This is a genomic window from Achromobacter sp. 413638 (genome assembly GCF_043119405.1).
Classification (GTDB): domain Bacteria; phylum Pseudomonadota; class Gammaproteobacteria; order Burkholderiales; family Burkholderiaceae_B; genus Achromobacter.
The window spans coordinates 1-16,025 of record NZ_JBICCO010000084.1; the positions used below are offsets into that span (position 1 = coordinate 1).

14 protein-coding genes are annotated in these 16,025 nt (G+C 69.0%); 6 read left to right on the top strand and 8 right to left on the bottom strand.

Annotated elements, in window-relative coordinates:
- The coding region (gene ppk2, locus ACEU5R_RS25810) for a polyphosphate kinase 2 (protein WP_392412592.1) at positions 1-975 on the top strand (975 nt) is incomplete at its 5' end.
- A 13-nt stretch (positions 976-988) separates the two neighbouring features.
- Here the strand turns inward: ppk2 and ACEU5R_RS25815 are convergent.
- Complete coding sequence (locus ACEU5R_RS25815) at positions 989-1,369, bottom strand: RNA-binding S4 domain-containing protein (protein WP_103273759.1); 381 nt, start codon at positions 1,367-1,369, stop codon at positions 989-991.
- Between the two features lie 234 nt (positions 1,370-1,603).
- On the opposite strand from ACEU5R_RS25815, the gene ACEU5R_RS25820 reads away from it, so the two are divergent.
- A complete protein-coding gene (locus tag ACEU5R_RS25820) occupies positions 1,604-2,533 on the top strand; it encodes a hypothetical protein (RefSeq protein ID WP_392412594.1) in 930 nt (309 codons plus the stop codon).
- A 41-nt stretch (positions 2,534-2,574) separates the two neighbouring features.
- On the opposite strand, the gene ACEU5R_RS25825 is transcribed toward ACEU5R_RS25820, so the two are convergent.
- A complete protein-coding gene (locus ACEU5R_RS25825) occupies positions 2,575-4,335 on the bottom strand; it encodes a putative bifunctional diguanylate cyclase/phosphodiesterase (protein WP_392412596.1) in 1,761 nt (586 codons plus the stop codon).
- A 363-nt stretch (positions 4,336-4,698) separates the two neighbouring features.
- Between ACEU5R_RS25825 and ACEU5R_RS25830 the strand changes: the two genes are divergently transcribed.
- Positions 4,699-5,229, top strand: a complete 531-nt coding sequence (locus tag ACEU5R_RS25830; protein WP_103273761.1) for a hypothetical protein — start codon at positions 4,699-4,701, stop codon at positions 5,227-5,229.
- A 105-nt stretch (positions 5,230-5,334) separates the two neighbouring features.
- Here ACEU5R_RS25830 and ACEU5R_RS25835 read toward each other — a convergent pair whose 3' ends face one another.
- Entirely contained in the window at positions 5,335-6,324 is a 990-nt protein-coding gene (locus tag ACEU5R_RS25835) for a tripartite tricarboxylate transporter substrate binding protein (RefSeq protein WP_392412598.1), read from the bottom strand.
- Complete coding sequence (locus ACEU5R_RS25840) at positions 6,321-7,145, bottom strand: amidohydrolase family protein (RefSeq protein WP_392412600.1); 825 nt, start codon at positions 7,143-7,145, stop codon at positions 6,321-6,323. The genes ACEU5R_RS25835 and ACEU5R_RS25840 overlap by 4 nt, the downstream gene beginning before the upstream one ends.
- A gap of 122 nt (positions 7,146-7,267) precedes the next feature.
- Here ACEU5R_RS25840 and ACEU5R_RS25845 point away from each other — a divergent pair, with 122 nt between their 5' ends.
- Together ACEU5R_RS25845 and ACEU5R_RS25850 are read left to right on the top strand one after the other, a co-directional pair.
- Positions 7,268-8,170, top strand: coding sequence for a LysR family transcriptional regulator (locus ACEU5R_RS25845; protein WP_103273764.1), 903 nt, complete (start codon positions 7,268-7,270; stop codon positions 8,168-8,170).
- Positions 8,171-8,254: 84 nt separating this feature from the next.
- Positions 8,255-10,072 (top strand): ABC transporter ATP-binding protein/permease, encoded by a 1,818-nt coding sequence (locus ACEU5R_RS25850; protein ID WP_392412601.1) that lies wholly within the window; start codon positions 8,255-8,257, stop codon positions 10,070-10,072.
- Between the two features lie 36 nt (positions 10,073-10,108).
- On the opposite strand, the gene ACEU5R_RS25855 is transcribed toward ACEU5R_RS25850, so the two are convergent.
- The 3 genes from ACEU5R_RS25855 to ACEU5R_RS25865 all read right to left on the bottom strand — a co-directional run bounded on the left by ACEU5R_RS25855 (position 10,109) and on the right by ACEU5R_RS25865 (position 14,168).
- Positions 10,109-11,530 carry a TonB family protein gene (locus tag ACEU5R_RS25855; protein WP_392412603.1) on the bottom strand — a complete coding sequence of 474 codons (1,422 nt, stop codon included), beginning with the start codon at positions 11,528-11,530 and terminating at the stop codon, positions 10,109-10,111.
- Between the two features lie 4 nt (positions 11,531-11,534).
- Complete coding sequence (locus tag ACEU5R_RS25860; RefSeq protein ID WP_392412604.1) at positions 11,535-13,265, bottom strand: Hsp70 family protein; 1,731 nt, start codon at positions 13,263-13,265, stop codon at positions 11,535-11,537.
- A 102-nt stretch (positions 13,266-13,367) separates the two neighbouring features.
- Positions 13,368-14,168, bottom strand: coding sequence for an aspartate dehydrogenase (locus ACEU5R_RS25865; protein ID WP_392412606.1), 801 nt, complete (start codon positions 14,166-14,168; stop codon positions 13,368-13,370).
- A 134-nt stretch (positions 14,169-14,302) separates the two neighbouring features.
- Between ACEU5R_RS25865 and ACEU5R_RS25870 the strand changes: the two genes are divergently transcribed.
- The gene (locus ACEU5R_RS25870; protein WP_103273769.1) at positions 14,303-14,821 is read left to right on the top strand and encodes a GNAT family N-acetyltransferase; all 519 of its coding nucleotides are present in this window, start codon (positions 14,303-14,305) and stop codon (positions 14,819-14,821) included.
- 52 nt (positions 14,822-14,873) lie between these two features.
- Here the strand turns inward: ACEU5R_RS25870 and ddlA are convergent, their stop codons facing one another.
- Positions 14,874-15,977 carry a D-alanine--D-alanine ligase gene (ddlA, locus tag ACEU5R_RS25875; protein ID WP_392412608.1) on the bottom strand — a complete coding sequence of 368 codons (1,104 nt, stop codon included), beginning with the start codon at positions 15,975-15,977 and terminating at the stop codon, positions 14,874-14,876.
- Positions 15,978-16,025 lie beyond the last annotated feature (48 nt).

Here is a 16,025-nt window from a genome sequence, read left to right on the forward strand (position 1 = left end):
GAGGACGCCGCCCGCCAGGAGACGGCCGCCGTGCTGGCCGACATCGCCCGCCGCTACCAGGCCGCCGGCCCCGGCCAGGCGCAGGAGGCGCTGCGCGCGGTGATCGAGGAGCTGTCGCCGGATGACGCGCGCGCCGTGCACCGCGCCTTGCTGGAAGTGAACGTGCAGGGGCCTGTCGGCCGCCGCAATCCGGACGACGAGCTGGCCGTGGACTGGCGCGAGGGCATCTATCCCTACCGCCACCGCATGCTGCGGCGCAATTACGAAAAGCAGAAGTACGCGCTGCAGGTCGAGCTGCTCAAGCTGCAGGCCTGGGTCAAGGCCACCGGCCAGCGCGTGGTGATCCTGTTCGAGGGGCGCGACGCGGCCGGCAAGGGCGGGACCATCAAGCGCATGATGGAACACCTGAACCCGCGCGGCGCGCGCGTGGTCGCGCTGGAAAAGCCGTCCGACACCGAACGCGGCCAGTGGTACTTCCAGCGCTACGTGCAGCACCTGCCCACGGCGGGCGAGATCGTCATGTTCGACCGCTCCTGGTACAACCGCGCCGGCGTCGAGCGCGTGATGGGCTTCTGCGATCAGGCCGAGTACCTGGAGTTCCTGCGTCAGGTGCCGGACTTCGAGCGGCACCTGGTGTCCAGCGGCATTCACCTGGTCAAGTTCTGGTTCTCGGTGAGCCAGGAAGAGCAGCGCCGCCGCTTCCAGCAGCGCAAGGTGCATCCGCTCAAGCAGTGGAAGCTCAGCCCGGTCGATCTGGCCTCGCTGGACAAGTGGGACGATTACACGCGCGCCAAGGAAGCCATGTTCGCGCACACCGACACGGCCGACGCACCGTGGATCGTGGTCAAGTCCGACTGCAAGAAGCGCGCGCGCCTGAACGCCATGCGCTACGTGCTCAACCGCCTGCCGTATGAAGGCAAGAGCGGCGATCCGGACATGGCGCTGGATCCGCTGATCGTGGGCCGCGCGCTCTGATCGGGTCGGCCGCCTACTTGCCGCGCATGCGGTCGATCAGGCGGCGGTCGCGCTTGGTCGGCCGGCCGTCGGCCAGGTCCAGCGCCGGCTCGGGCGCCAGCCGCCGCTGCTCGGCGGCGCGTTCGCGCGCCTGCGCGCTTTCCGGCGTTTCCTCGTAGAGCTGCCGCGCCACCGGCGCGGGGCCGCGCGCGCCGCTTACCGCGCGCACCAGCACCTCGATGGCGGGGTCTTCCTTGCGCACCTGGATGCGGTCGCCGGGCGCGACTTCGCGCGCCGGTTTGGCCGGCTGGCCGTTGACCAGGATGCGGCCCTTGCCGATCTCCTGCGACGCCAGGCTGCGCGTCTTGTAGAAGCGCGCCGCCCACAGCCATTTGTCGAGCCGGATCTTTTCCATGTGAATTCGGGGTGCAGCGGGGAAAGGCAAGATGATAAACCGTCGCCTGTCTACCCTCGGCCAGGCGGGCAGGGCCTTGGATTGTGCATGCAAGGTTCACTTGACTATTGCCGGGCGCTTGTCGATGATGTGGCCGCCTGGGCGACGATTCCTCAATAATTCCGCGTCCGGGACCCGCCGCGGCAATCGGTGGCGGGAGGCGAGACAGGCCATCTTCCCTGGGAGGGGAAATCCATGCCATCGCGCGCGCCGCCATCCGGCGCGGCAGGCTGCCGCCCGTCCCTCGGCGATGCGCAGGCGCGTGACTTCCGGCAGTTTCCCCTTTTGGCTGTTTCCTGCTCGATAGGACGAAAAATGAAAAGAACCGTTCTTGCCGTCGGCCTCGCAGGCCTGGGCGGCTGCGCCGCCGTGCCGCCCATGTATCCGGTGTTCGATGCGGCCAGCGATACCAAGACCTCATCTCCGTTCGTCATGCGCGAAACCTTGCCGGAAGAGCCCGCGAAAGATGGCGCAGCCAAGAAGCCCGAGCGGGTGGTCGCCATCTCGGATCTGCCCAGGACGGTGTCCAAACTCTATGAGCAGCGCGCGGCCTACCAGAATCAGGCCGACCGGGCGCAGAAGGCGCTCTATCAGACTGGCGACGGCGTCATGGTCGGCGCTGTCGTCGGCGCGGTCGGAGGCATCGTGAGCAATGTGGCGACGGCGGCGTCCGGCGCGGGCATCGCCACCGTGTCCGGGTTGATGGGCTCGCGCTACGACCTGGCGGCGCAGCGCAATATCTACAACGATGGCGCGCGCAAGGTATCCTGCATCATCACCACGGCGACGGGGTTCGCCGGACAGGCCGAACTGCTGGGAGTGGCGGCCGACGGAACCGATCCGCGGAGCAGGGACGTCGCCAATGCCGCGCAGCAAGGCGCCGACGACGTCCTGTTCCTGGTCCGCAGCCAGCTCGGACAGTTGTCGCCGCCGCCGATCAATCCGGCGGCGGTGATCGCGCTGTACAAGGGCCTGCTGGCCGTCCCCGATGCGAAAGGAATCATGGAAACCCAGGCGCTCAGCGCCGAGGAAAAACAGAGCAGGCTCGATGTGCTGGTGAACAACGCCAAGGTCGACATCAAGGCCTGCGTGGCATCCGGCGAGCAGGTGTCGCCGAAGAAATAGTCGCCTCGCGGCGCCGCGCGAGGGCACCGCTGCACGCTGCGTCAGGGCGGCGAAAAGCCGCCTTCGTCGCGCTCATCCCTGTCCGGAATGTCGCCGGCGGTCGCGGCGGCGATCATCGCGGCGAAGGCGGCCGGGGGCAGGGGGCGGCTGAACAGATAGCCCTGCATCGCGTCGCAGCCCTCGTCCTGCAGCATCTGGCGCTGCGCCTCGGTCTCCACGCCTTCGGCCAGCGTGCGCATGCCCAGCGAATGAGCCAGCCGGACGATGCCCCGGATCACGGCGGTGGCCGTGGGCACCGCGCCCAGCGCCCAGACGAAGGACTTGTCGATCTTGAGCGTGCTGATCGGCGCCTGCATCAGATAGGCCATGCTGGCCTGGCCCGACCCGAAGTCGTCCAGCGACGCGCTGATCCCGGCCTGGCGCAGTTCGCGCAGCGCGGCCGTGGCCTGGTCCACGTCGCCCATCAGCGTGTGCTCGGTGATCTCGACCTCCAGCCGCTCGGGCGGCACGCCGTGCGACTGGCACAGGCGCACCAGCGTGGCCGCCAGGTTCGGCGCCAGCAGCTGCCGGGCCGACAGGTTCAGGCAGACCTTGGGGATGGGCAGCCCGATGGTCAGCCATTCGCTCAGGTGCCAGCAGGTGGTGTCGACCACCCACTCGGTCAGCGCCAGTTCCTGAGGCGAGTCCAGCAGCACGTCCAGGAACGAGGCCGGTCCGAGCAGGCCGCGCGACGGATGGCGCCAGCGCAGCAGCGCCTCGGCGCCGCAGATGGCGCCGTTGCGCATGTCGACCTGGGGCTGGAAATGCAGCTCGAACTGGTTGCCGTCCAGCGCGGCCTGGATGTCGCCGCGCAGCGCGTTGCGCTCCTGCAAGCCGGGACTCAGTTCGTGGCGGTAGACGCGCACCTGGGAGCGGCCGGCGGCCTTGGCCGCGTACATGGCCGCGTCGGCGTAGGCCAGCAGCACGTCGGCGGAATCGGCCGGCGAATTCATGGTGGCGATGCCGATGCTCGCGCCCAGCGATACCGGGCGGCCGTGGATCTGGTGCGGCATGGACAGCAGGTTCAGCAGGGAGTTGGCCAGCGCCTCGGCGGCGCGTTCGGTGGTGTCGCGCAATACCAGCGCGAACTCGTCGCCGCCGGCGCGCGCGCAGAAGATGGACGGGGTCTGGAAGCGGCGCAGCCGCTCGGCCACGTCGCGCAGCAGCGCGTCGCCCTCGGCGTGGCCGAAGGTGTCGTTGACTTCCTTGAAGCGGTCCAGGTCCAGGAACAGCACTGCCAGCAGCGTGCGCTGGCGGCCCAGGCCGGCGGCGGCCTCCGCGATGGCGCCGGACAGCGTGTCCATGAGCTGGCGGCGGTTGGGCAGGCCGGTCAGGTAATCGTGCGTGGCCTGGTAGCGCAGCTGCGAGATCTTGGCGTGCACGTGCGACACATCGCGCAGCACCAGGACGATGCCGTCACGCGCCGGAAAGGCGCGCGCCTCGAACCAGGACGCCAGCGGCGCGTAGTAGCCGGTATGGGCCGCCGGCTGGCCGGTGGCGGCGACGGCGCGGCAGGCGTCGTGGTAGCCCGAGCCGGCCAGGTCGGGATAGCTGTCCCAGACGTTGTGGCCGGCCAGTTCGGCCAGGCCGCGCCGCAGCAGGCGCGCCGCGGCCGGGTTCAGATAGCGCACGCGCCATTCCGGATCGAGCCAGATGAAGGGATCGCTCAGGCTGTCCAGCATGGCTTGGGAGGCGGCCGGGTCGGTCGCGGGCAGGCCGGCCTCGGGCCGGAAGGGGACGGGCGCATTGCTCTTTGGTGTCATCTTTTTTATGCCGGTTTGGTGCAGCGGTGTAGGAATGAAGATGCTCAGGCATGGCGTCGCGTCCCGGGCCACGCCGGCCGGAACTGGATGCGCGGTATGCAATATTCTGCAAGGTTTCTGATGTTTTATCTCATCCAGGCAAACCCGGAGAAGAATGCTGCCGGCGCTTGTCGGACGGGGGCCGGCGCCGGCTTTCGCGCCTTCGGGCAATGGCGCGAAAGCGGGTTGCCGCGTGCTTGCCCGCGCGTTGTGATAAAAGCTTGTCGCCGGGCATGGGCCAGGCCGGGCGTCCTGGCGGGCGTGCGGGCAATGAGGGCGCGCGGCACCGGAAGATGCGGCCGCGCAACACAAGGAAAGGACCTGATGCGATTCCTGAATTCCATGCCGGCGAGGATCCGCGCGCTCGTCGCCTTGGTCGTCGTGCTGGCGGGCGTCTCGCTGGTTGCGCGATTCGACGACGGCCAGGAGCGGCGCTTCGAGTCCTATGATGCGATGCGGGCCGAAGGGCAGGGCAGCTACACCTGGTTTCCGGTGTTCCTGCCCGCGTCGGCGCGACAGATTGTCTTGTATACGCGGGTCGACACGAACTATTTCCATGCCGGGTTTTCATTGGATGCCAAGGCCATGGCGGATTTCGACGTTCATCTGAAAACCGGCGCCTCCGCCGAAGGCCTGCGCCTGTTGCGCGAGCAGCAGCGCGGCATCGGCCGGGCCTGGTGCGCGCGGGCGCAGTCCCAGGGCGGCGGGTCGGACACGCTCTACCTGATCGGCAAGGACGACGCCGTCGATGGCCGGTATTTCATGGTCGGTCTGGCGAGCGCCCCGGCCGGCGCGGACGCCCCTGCGATGAAGCAGGCGGCAGGCCGGTACTGTGAATCCGAACCCGGCGCATAAGGATCCGGCCGCGACGGCGCAAAAAAAACGGCGCTCCGAAGAGCGCCGCAAACCGGCAAACCGGGAGCCGGGCCTGTCTCGGCCCGGCCGTATTCAATCCAGACTTCAGTCCAGCTTCAGATTGGCTTCCTTGACCACGCGCTGCCATTTCTCGATCTCGGCGCGGCGGAAGGCGTCCAGTTCGGCGGGCGTGGAGCCGATGGGCTCGGCGCCGATGCCGGCCAGCTGTTCGGCGATGGCCGGGTCCTTCAGCACCTTGGCCAGCGCCTGCGACAGCTGCGTGACGACCTCGGGCGGCGTGCCGGCCGGCGCGAACACGGCGTTCCATTCATAGGTCTCGTAGCCGGGCACGCCGGATTCGGCGATGGTGGGCAGGTCCGGGGCGGCCGGCGAGCGGGTCGAGCCGCCCAGCGCGACGGCGCGCAGCTTGCCGTTCTTCACGTGCTGCCAGGCCGAGCCCATGCTGGCGAACATGACCGGCACCTGGCCGGACATGACGTCGATCATGGCCGGGCCGCCGCCCTTGTAGGCCACGTGCTGCAGCTGGGTCTTGGCGAGCAGGTTGAACAGCTCGCCGGCCAGGTGCTGGGCCGAGCCGGGACCGGCCGAGGCGAAGTAGACATGGCTCTTTTGATCCGGCTGGCCGAGCGTGATCAGGTCGGCCACGGTCTTGACTTCATACGAAGGCGTCACGACCAGCACGTTGGGCACGCGCAGCAGCAGCGACACCGGCGCGAAGGCGCTCAGCGTGTCGAACTGCATGCGCGAGTGCAGCGCGGGGTTCTGCGCGTGGTTCGAGGCGTCCAGCATCAGCGTGTAGCCGTCGGGCTGGGCCTTGGCGACGACTGCGCCGCCGATCATGCCGCCCGCGCCGCCACGGTTCTCGATCACCACGGGCTGGCCCAGCTCGGCGGCCAGCTTGGGGCCGATCAGGCGGGCAACGACGTCGACCGTGCCGCCGGGCGGATAGGTGACCACCAGCGTGATCGCGCGCTCGGGGTAGGCGGCCGAGGCCGCGCCGGCGCCGCCGGCCAGCAGTCCGGCGGCCAGCAGCAGGGCGCCGCGGCGGGCGACGCGTTTGAACAGAGGGGTCATGGTGCTTCTCCAGTGAATTGAAACAACCGCAGCGGGGTATCGGCAAGCACTGCTTGCCGCGCCGCGGCATCGTCGATCCAGGCGTCCAGCCACTGCGTCGCCGCGGTGTAGGACGCCAGGTGGCGATGCTCGGTATGGGGCCAGTCGCTGCCCCACATGAGCCGGTCGGGCGTGTAGGCGTCCAGCAGCAGCCGGGCGGCTTCACGGCCGGCCCGCGCACAGTCCGGCGCCGGCCAGTTGCGATAGGGCGCCGCCAGCTTGACCCAGACCTGGCCGCTGTCGGCCTGGCGCAGCAGATAGGCGAAGCCGGGGTCGGCGATGCCCAGGGCCGGGTCCGGGCGGCCGAAGTGGTCGATGACCACGCGGCAGCCGGCGGCCAGCAGGGCCGGCATGATAGCGGGCAGGCGGCTCGCCTGCAGATGCACTTCCACATGCCAGCCCAGCGTGTTGACGTGCGCCAGCAATTCCTGCCAGGCGGGCTGGTCCAGCGCGGGCAGGGGCAGGCCGATCAGGTTGAGCCGGATGCCGGCCACGCCGGCCTCGGCCAGCGCCAGCAGATCCGCCGCCGCGATGTCGGGCGACACCACGGCGACCCCGCGCAGCCGGCCGGCGGCGGCGCGCAGCGCCGCGACCAGATGGCTGTTGTCGGTGCCCAGGAAGCTGGGCTGCACCAGCACGCCGCGCGCCACGCCGTGCGCGTCCAGCAAGGCCAGGTATTGCGTCAGCGTCGCGTCGTAGTCCGGCGTGTGCCGGCGCGTGTCGGCCAGCGCCAGTCCTTGGCGAAAGACGTGCGCGTGAGTGTCGATGGCGGGGCCTTGCAAGCGGGTCTCCAGCGGGGTGGCGCTGGCCTGGGGCGGGCGCCTGTTTTCCGTATGGCGGAATTCTAGGAAGGAAGGGTATAGTTTTCTATTGTTAGAAAATGTTTTATTCATACCGGATTGATATGGAAACCCGGCATCTGCGTTATTTCCTGGCGGTGATGGACCATGGCAGCGTCAGCCGCGCCGCCGAGTGGCTGGGCATCGCGCAGCCCGCGCTGAGCCAGGCGTTGGGCCGCATGGAAAAGGACCTGGGCGTGCGCCTGTTCGAGCGTTCGCGCCTGGGCGCCGCGCCCACGCCGGCGGCGCTGGCCATCGTCGAGGACGCGCGCGTCAGCGTGGCCCGCATCGACGCCGCCGAGCAGCGCGCCCGCGAGATCGCGCGCGGCAGCGCCGGCCAGCTGACGGTGGGGCTGGTGACCTCGGCGCTGTTCGACACGCTGCCGCGCGCGCTGCGCGAACTACGGCGGCAGGCGCCGGGCGTGAAGGTGGTGCTGCGCGAGATGAGCAATGCCGAGCAGGCCCAGGCCTTGCAGGACGGCGGCATCGACATCGGCCTGATGCACACGCCGGTGGCGGTGGGCGGGCGCATGCGCGAACGCCAGCTGCTGCGCGAGCGGCTGGTGGCCGCGGTGCCCGACGAGTTCGAATTGGACCCGGACGGACAGACCTCGCTGGCGCGCATCGCGCAGGCCGGCCTGGTGATGTATCCGCAGGCGCAGCTGCCTTCGTTCTATGCGGATATCCTCGACGCCCTGCGCAAGGCGGGCCACGACGCCCATGTGGCGCAGGAGGCCAACCGCACGCTGACCGTGCTGTCCTGCGTGGCCGGCGGCTGCGGCGTGGCGCTGCTGCCCAGCTGGATCCGGTCGATGGATTTCAGCGGCGTGCGCTTTTGCGAAGTGCGCGACGGGCAGTCGCTGCCCAGTTTCGACCTGAGCGCGATCTGGCCCGCGCGCTCGGTGCCGACGCTGGCTGATCTGTTCGCCAACCTGGATTTGCGGCCCGCCGGCGCGGCGCAGACTTAAGCCAGGCTTAAGGCGGCGGAGCGCATCGGAACTCGGCTCGCGCGCCCCGTCTAACTTGGAAATCTCGCACAAGGTTTCCAAGCGATGGACCTGAACTGGAACGACCAGCTCGCGCAAAGCGCATGGTGGCTGTTGCGCGCCTTTTTCATCACGGCCGTGGCGCTGGCCGTGTCCGCCACCTTGCTGGCGCGTTTCACCGGCTGGGGCCGCAAGTTCTGGCGGCTGGCCTGGCCCTACCTGACGCCGCGGCGCAGCTGGCGGCCGCTGCTGACCGTCGCGCTGCTGCTGTTCCTGGCCATGTTCGCCGTGCGCATGACGGTGCTGTTTTCCTATTGGTACAACGGTTTCTACAGCGCGCTGCAGGCGCTGGACCAGACGGCCTTCTGGCATTTCCTCGCCATCTTCGGCGTGCTGGCCACCGTGCATGTGCTGCGCACGCTGGTCGACAGCTATGCCGGCCAGGCTTTCGACATCCATTGGCGCGTGTGGCTCAACGAGCGCCTGACGCATGACTGGCTGGACGGCCGCGCCTACTATCGCGGCCATTTCCTGGACCAGCCCGTCGACAACCCCGACCAGCGCATCGAGCAGGACATCGGGCTGTTCGTCGCCGGCACCCGCACGCTGGCCATCGGCGCCCTGAGCGCGGTGGTCTCGCTGGTGGAGTTCACCGCCATCCTGTGGGGCCTGTCGGGGGCGCTGGCTGTGGCGGGCGTGGAAATCCCGCGCGCCATGGTGTTCATGGTCTATCTGTACGTCGTCATCGCCACCGTGTTCGCGTTCCGCATCGGTCGTCCGCTGATCCGGCTGAGTTTCCTGTCCGAGCGCCTGACCGCCAACTTCCGCTATGCGTTGGTGCGGCTGCGCGAGAACGCCGAGAACGTGGCGTTCTACCAGGGCGAGGGCGTGGAGCGCGCCACGCTGCGCGAGCGCTTCCTGGCCTATGTGGCCAATCTGTGGGCGCGCGTCTACCGGGGCTTGAAGTTCGACGGCTTCAACCTGGCCGTGAGCCAGGTGGCGGTGGTGTTTCCCTTCCTGCTGCAGGCGCCGCGCTTTTTTTCCGGCGCGATCAAGCTGGGCGACATGATGCAGACCTCGCAGGCCTTCGGGCAGGTGCAGGACGCGCTGTCCTTCTTCCGCACCTCATACGACACCTTCGCCCAGTACCGCGCCACGCTGGACCGCTTGAGCGGCTTCCTGGATGCCAACGAGGCCGCGCGCGCCTTGCCGGCCGTGACCGCCGAGGACCACGGCGAGCTGGCGCTGGATGGCCTGAGCGTGCAGCGACCTGACGGCAGGCCCATGGTCAGCGACCTGGACCTGCGTCTTCTGCCGGGGCAGGCGCTGCTGATCAAGGGGCCGTCCGGCAGCGGCAAGACCACGCTGCTGCGCGCGCTGGCCGGCTTGTGGCCCTGTGCGCAAGGCCGGCTGCGCCGGCCGCTGGGCGCGCGGGCGCTGTTCCTGTCGCAGCGGCCCTATCTGCCGCTGGGCGAGCTGCGCGGGGCGGTGGCGTATCCGGGTCTTGCCGGCCCGCAGGATGATGCGCGCCTGGCCGACGCGCTGGAGCGCGTGAATCTGGGCCATCTGGCGCCGCGCCTGGGCGAAGCCGCCGACTGGTCGCGCGTGCTGTCCATCGGCGAGCAGCAGCGCCTGGCGTTCGCGCGGGTGCTGTACAACCGGCCCGCCATCGTGTTCCTGGACGAGGCCACTTCGGCGACCGACGAGGGGCTGGAGCATGCGCTGTATCGCCGTCTGCGCGCGGACCTGCCCGAGGCGATGCTGGTCAGCGTGGGGCATCGAGGAACGCTGGATGCGTTCCATAGCCACCGGCTGGAGCTGGATGGGACGGGCAGGTGGTCGGTGGGGCCGATGGAGGAAACGCCACGGCGCGAGGCGGCCTAGCATGCCGTCCGGCGGATACGCCAGCGGCCGTGGCCGTCAACGTTGCCGGCTCGATGGCGAATCAGGGATGTACCGGAACACCAGTACGGCTTGGCTGAACGATGGCTTGCCGTCGCGTTCGACGGGCTGCATGCGGAGCTGGTCCGCGGCCGCGAGCGCAGTGATGTTCAGCGCGCGGTTGGGATCGGGCGACAGGATGACCGCATGCCGCACCACGCCTTTTTCGTCCAGCAGCACGCGCATGTAGACAACGCCGCCGATGCCGTTGCGCCATTCCCCCGTGGGATAAATCGGATCGGGATATTTCGCGAAGACCAGCGCGTCTGGCAGATCGTCGGGCCACCGGCCAGGGGGTACGCCGAGCACGGTGCACCAGCCCAGGTCGGCGAGCGGACCGCTGACGCAATGCTCGGCGTAGGACTTCATGGTCAGGGACTTGACGGTGACGTGCCCGTCCATCTTCACGGAACGCAATGGCGCGACCTGCGGATAGGTCAATGGACGATGCGCGTCGTGATACATGTAGATCAGCGCGAGCACGCAGACGATGGCGACCCAGACCTTGATCCGATGCATCGACATCCAGGCGAGCAGCCACCGCCCTCGGAGCCAGCGCGCCGCCGCGCCGCGCCAAGCCGTCGCGGCCCCGGCGCCGATGTCGAGCACGGCGAGGTCCGGGGCTTCACGGCACAACGTCTCCAGGCTGTCGCCGTGCTTGATGGCTTGCCAGAACATGGGCTTGCGCCACCGCCGCGCCGCGCGCAGCGCGGCTTGCATGGCGGGATACTGTTCCGGCGGCAGGCGGGCCAGGAATTCCATCTGATCCTGAATGCGCTGGAACCAGAGAGACAGGTTCCAGTCGTCGGGAAACGGCTGACCTACCTCGTTCCAGCCGAAGTGGCGGGTCGCCGCCTCGAACAGCGCCAGTTGCCGGTCCGGCTGGTCCCGGATGGACTGCGCCAGGCTGGCGGACAGTTGCTCGACGGCATCCAGGCGTGACAGGCGCTCGTCCAGCATCGCCTTTCCCAACAGCGTAGTGTGTTGGTCGGCGGCCGCCTGCATCAGCGTGCGCGTCCAGTGGATCACGCCTTCGGCCTGTTGTTCGGGTGTGGGGCCGGGCGCGGGTTCGGACACCGTCCAGGCGGGAGCGGCCTCGCCAGCAAGAGGTGTGTCGGTGGGGCGTGATTCGTCCTGGGCCGACGCGGGATCCAGGCTGGGCGGTGCCGCGGCTGTTTCCGTTTCCATCGGCGAGGGGCCGGGTTCCGGCGCGTCGTCGTCTTGCTCGCGCTGCCATTCGGCCCAGGCGCGTGCGCGCTCGTAGGCTTCGCGCAGTGCGGCGAAACCTTCCGGGTCGCCGGCCTGGTCCGTGCGCTTGAGCAGCGCGGCATACGCGCGGCGGATGGCTTTCTGGTCGGTGGTGGGCGAGATGCCCAGCGTCGAGAACAGTGCGTCAGGCATGCGGCTATTCGCTGTAGCCGGGATCGTAGGCGCGATCGAACACGCTGTACCGTTCCAATGCGTCGATCTCTTGCATCAGCCGGGCTCGCGCGGGCGGAATGAGGCGTGCGTCCTGCTGCTCAAGCACTTGCTCGAACAGCAGGATTTCATTGGCCAGATGGTGCCGCTCGTCGCCCCGCAATACCTGATAGACCCGCTCGGCGCGCGCCAGCAGCGTGCGGTTCGCGGTCTGCTCGCGCGGATGGATCTTGAGCGAGGCCAGTTCTTCCAGCCGGCGTCGGACCTCGGCGTCGCTCATCTGCTTGTCGGCGTTCTGGATCACGATGCGCTGGCGCTGGCGTGATCCGGGCATGCCGGCCTCGACTTCCAGCAGGCCGTTGACGTCGTAGGTGAAGCGGACCTGAAACGACGACTCGGCGCGCGGCCGGCGCGACAGCGGCATCTTGAGCGTTCCCAGCAGGATGTTGTCGCGCACCAGGCGGGATTCACCCTGGTAGATGTTCAACTCCACTTCGGGCTGGTTGTCGTCCACGGGCGAGTAGGTTTCCTCGCGACTGATCGGCACGACGCTGTTGCGTTCGATGATCGGAGAAAAGTGTCCGTCGACGCGCTGGCCCGACGGCAGGGTGCGCGTGACTTCGACACCCAGCGTGTAGGGACATACGTCCGTCATGACCACTTCGTCCAGCGCCTGGTCCTTCATCTTCAGCCCTGCCATGACGGCCGCGCCTGCCGCCACCACTTCATCGGGGTTCATCTCGATGTTGGGAAAGCGGCCGAACATGCGGGTCACGAGCTGGCGCACCAGCGGCATGCGCGTGGCGCCGCCGGCCAGGACCACGGTGGCGATGTCGGCGCTGCGGATGCGCGCGTCGCGCAAGGCGCGTTCGACGGGCGCGCGCAGACGGGCCAGCAGCGGCTCGCTCCAGTTGGCCAGCCGGTCCTGGGTCAGGTCGAGCGCGTACTCCGTGTCCCGCCACGCGACTCGCAGGCGCGATTCGGCCTGCTGCGACAACTTGATCTTGGCGATTTCCGCCTGCGCCAGCAGTTGTTGCATGAAGCGGGGATCGTCGCGGGCCTGGGCCGGCACCTCGGCGCGTTGCAGGAACTGCTTGACGATCTCGGCGACGAAGTCCTCGCCGCCCAGGAAGTTGTCGCCAGCCGTGGCGCGCACTTCCATCACGCCCTCGAACAGCTCCAGCACCGACACGTCGAAGGTGCCGCCGCCCAGGTCGAACACCAGGAATTGGGTTTCATCCTGCTGCTGGTGCAGGCCGTAGGCCAGCGCGGCGGCGGTGGGTTCGTTGATCAGGCGCTCCACCTTCAGGCCGGCCAGTTCGCCCGCGATGCGCGTGGCCTGGCGCTGGGAGTCGGAGAAATACGCGGGTACGCTGATGACGGCTTCGAGCACCGGCGCGCCCAGCAGCGCTTCGGCGTCGGCCTTCAGCGCGCGCAGCACCAGCGAGGACAGTTCCTCGGCCCGGAAATCGCGGTCGCCAAGCCGGAACGGCTTGTCGCTGCCCATATGGCGCTTGAACAGGGCGGCGGAGCGGTCCGGATGGGTTTGCAGGCGTTCGCGCGCGGCCTGGCCCACGAGCAGCGAGCCGTCTTGGTCCAGGCTGACGCAAGAGGGCGTGAGATATGTTCCCAGCGCATTGGGCACCAGGCGCGAGGCGCCGTCCTGCCAGATGGCCGCGAGGCTGTTGGTCGTGCCCAGGTCTATGCCGATGATCATTTTCTTCTCTGGTGCAAACGAGCGGGGCGCGAGCGCGGCTGGCGCGCCGGCGTCCAGTCGGTGTCGCGTGCCGCGGCGGCGCGTGCCGGGCGCCGCCCGGATTCAGGTGCCCACGCGCAGCGGCCCGGTCAGCTTGCGCAGCGCGGCGATGACGCTTTGCGCGGTGATGCGGCCAGTCTTGGGATTGGCCGAGGGGATGTTCTGGATTTCCATCGAGAACGAGGCCGAGTCCGAGTCCACCTCGACGCGGTGGATGTTGCGTTCCAGCGCCGGGTCGGCCCAGATTTCCAGCGTGGTCCGGTCCGGGCCGATGCCGGCCAGCGACACGCTGACCGCCACGTTCAGGTTGGCCGGGAAACCGACGGCGGCCTCTCGCGGCGAGCCGCGGAACACCAGGCGCGGCTCGGTGATGCCGGTCAGGTCGATGTTGTTGTCCGCCAGATAGGGGGCGCCCAGCAGGCCGCGCACGGGCTTGCGCGTGATCATCGTGACCGAATGGATTTCGCCTTCGGCGGCGGCGGTGATCGCGTCCAGTCCCAGGATGGCGCCGGACGGCACGATGATCTGGGCGCCGTGCTGGCGCGCCAGTTCGATCAGGTAGGCGTGGCGCAGCAGCGCGCCCGAGCTCAGCACCACCAGCTTCTTGCCGGCCCGCAGCACGGGCTCGGCCAGCTCGCGGAACACGGCGGCCGGCGCGCACTCCACCACCACGTCGCAATGCGCGTGCAGGTCGGCCAGGGTGCTGAAACGCGGCGGCTCGCGCCAGTCGAAGGCGGGCGGGGCCTGGGGATCGCGCACGGCCACGGCCGCCAGGCTCAGGCCGGGCAGGCCGGCGTTCAGGGATTGCGCCACGGACTGGCCGATGGCGCCGAAGCCGGCGATGCCGACGCGGTAGCTGTTCATGAGGATCCTGCGGGCGTTCTGTGTGGGTGGGGCGCGGACGCAGTCGCGGCCGGCCTCAAAATGTAGCGAGCGCGCCGGCGAGGGTCAAGGCGGATCGCCGCGTAAACTCGCTTTTCGCTTTACTGGAGGCTCACATGCGCATTCTTCCCGAAACCCCCGCCGACATCGACGCGATCTTCGCGCTGACGCAAGCCGCTTTCGCGGACCATCCTCACAGCGAGCAGACCGAGGGCTACATCAATGACGCGCTGCGCCGCGCGGGCGCGTTGACCCTGTCGCTGGTGGCGCATGAAGACGGCCGCCAGGTGGGGCACGCGGCGTTCTCGCCGGTGACGATCGGCGATGGTTCGGCGGACTGGTACGGGCTGGGCCCGGTGGCCGTGCTGCCCGGCATGCAGGGCAGGGGCGTGGGCGCGGCGCTGATCCGCGAGGGCCTGGCGCGGCTGCGGGCGCTGGGCGCGGCGGGTTGCGTGGTGATGGGGGATCCGGCGTACTACCGCCGCTTCGGCTTCGAGACGCGACCGGACCTGCGCTACCCGGGCGTGCCGCCCGAGTACTTCATGGCCTTGGTCTACACGCGGCCGGCCAGCGGCGACGTGGCCTATCACGAGGCCTTCGCGGCGCGCGCGCCGCAACAGGGCGGCGCGGCTTGAGGGGCGGCGTCCAGGGCGGCTTGGGCCGCCCCGGACGCCAGTCGCGCCGGCTTCAGCGGATCGAGGTCTTCAGCATGGCGTCGCGCGCATGCCGCTCGCGCGCCAGCTCGATCAGCCGCGTGACCAGTTCCGGGTAGCTCATGCCGCTGGCCTGCCACAGCTTGGGGTACATGCTGATGCGGGTGAAGCCGGGCAGGGTGTTGACCTCGTTGACGATGACCTGGCCGTCCGACGTCAGGAACACGTCGACCCGCGCCAGGCCCGCGCATTCCAGCGCGCGGAAGGCGTCCAGCGCCACGCCACGGATCGTCTCGCTGGCTTGTGCGCTGATGTCCGCCGGCACCACCACGGCGGCGCCATCCTCGTCGATGTACTTGGTGTCGTAGGAATAGAACTCATCGCGCAGCACGATCTCGCCGCACACGCTGGCCTGCGGGTCGTCGTTGCCCAGCACGGCGCATTCGATCTCGCGGCCGACGATGGCCTGTTCCACCAGCACCTTGTGGTCGAACTGCAGCGCCAACGCCATGGCCTGCGTGAACTCGGCCTCGTTGCGCACCTTGCTCACGCCCACGGAGGATCCCATGTTGGCCGGCTTGACGAACAGCACCGGGCCGAGACGGGCGGCCAGCTCGGCGTAGCGGGCGCGCGCGGCGGTGGCGCGGGTATAGGATTCGAACGGCGCCACGGCCAGGCCGGCGGCCTGCAGCACGCGCTTGGTCATGGCCTTGTCCATGCACAGCGCCGAGCCCAGCACGTCCGAGCCGACGAAAGGCAGATTGGCCAGGCGCAGCATGCCCTGCAACGAGCCGTCCTCGCCCAGCGTGCCGTGCACGATGGGGAAGATCACATCGATCTGGCCCAAGGCCGGCGCCGCGCCGCCGGCGCCCACCAGCTGGCGTTCCTGCTTGCCGGGCACCAGCGCGACCTCGACGTTGCTTCGGTTCAGCGCGATGAGGGTGGGATCCTCGGCATGCAGCAGATAGTTCGAAGCGTCGTTGACGTGCCACTGACCCTGTTTGTCGATGCCGATCAGCACGGCTTCGTAGCGTTCCTTGTCCAGCGCGTCGACGATGTTCCTGGCCGATTGCAGCGACACCTCATGCTCCGCCGACTTGCCGCCGAAAATGATGCCTACCCGGGTCTTGCCGCTCATTGCTGTTCGTCCTTTTCTCGTATAGGGGAATTCTATCGGAGCCGCATA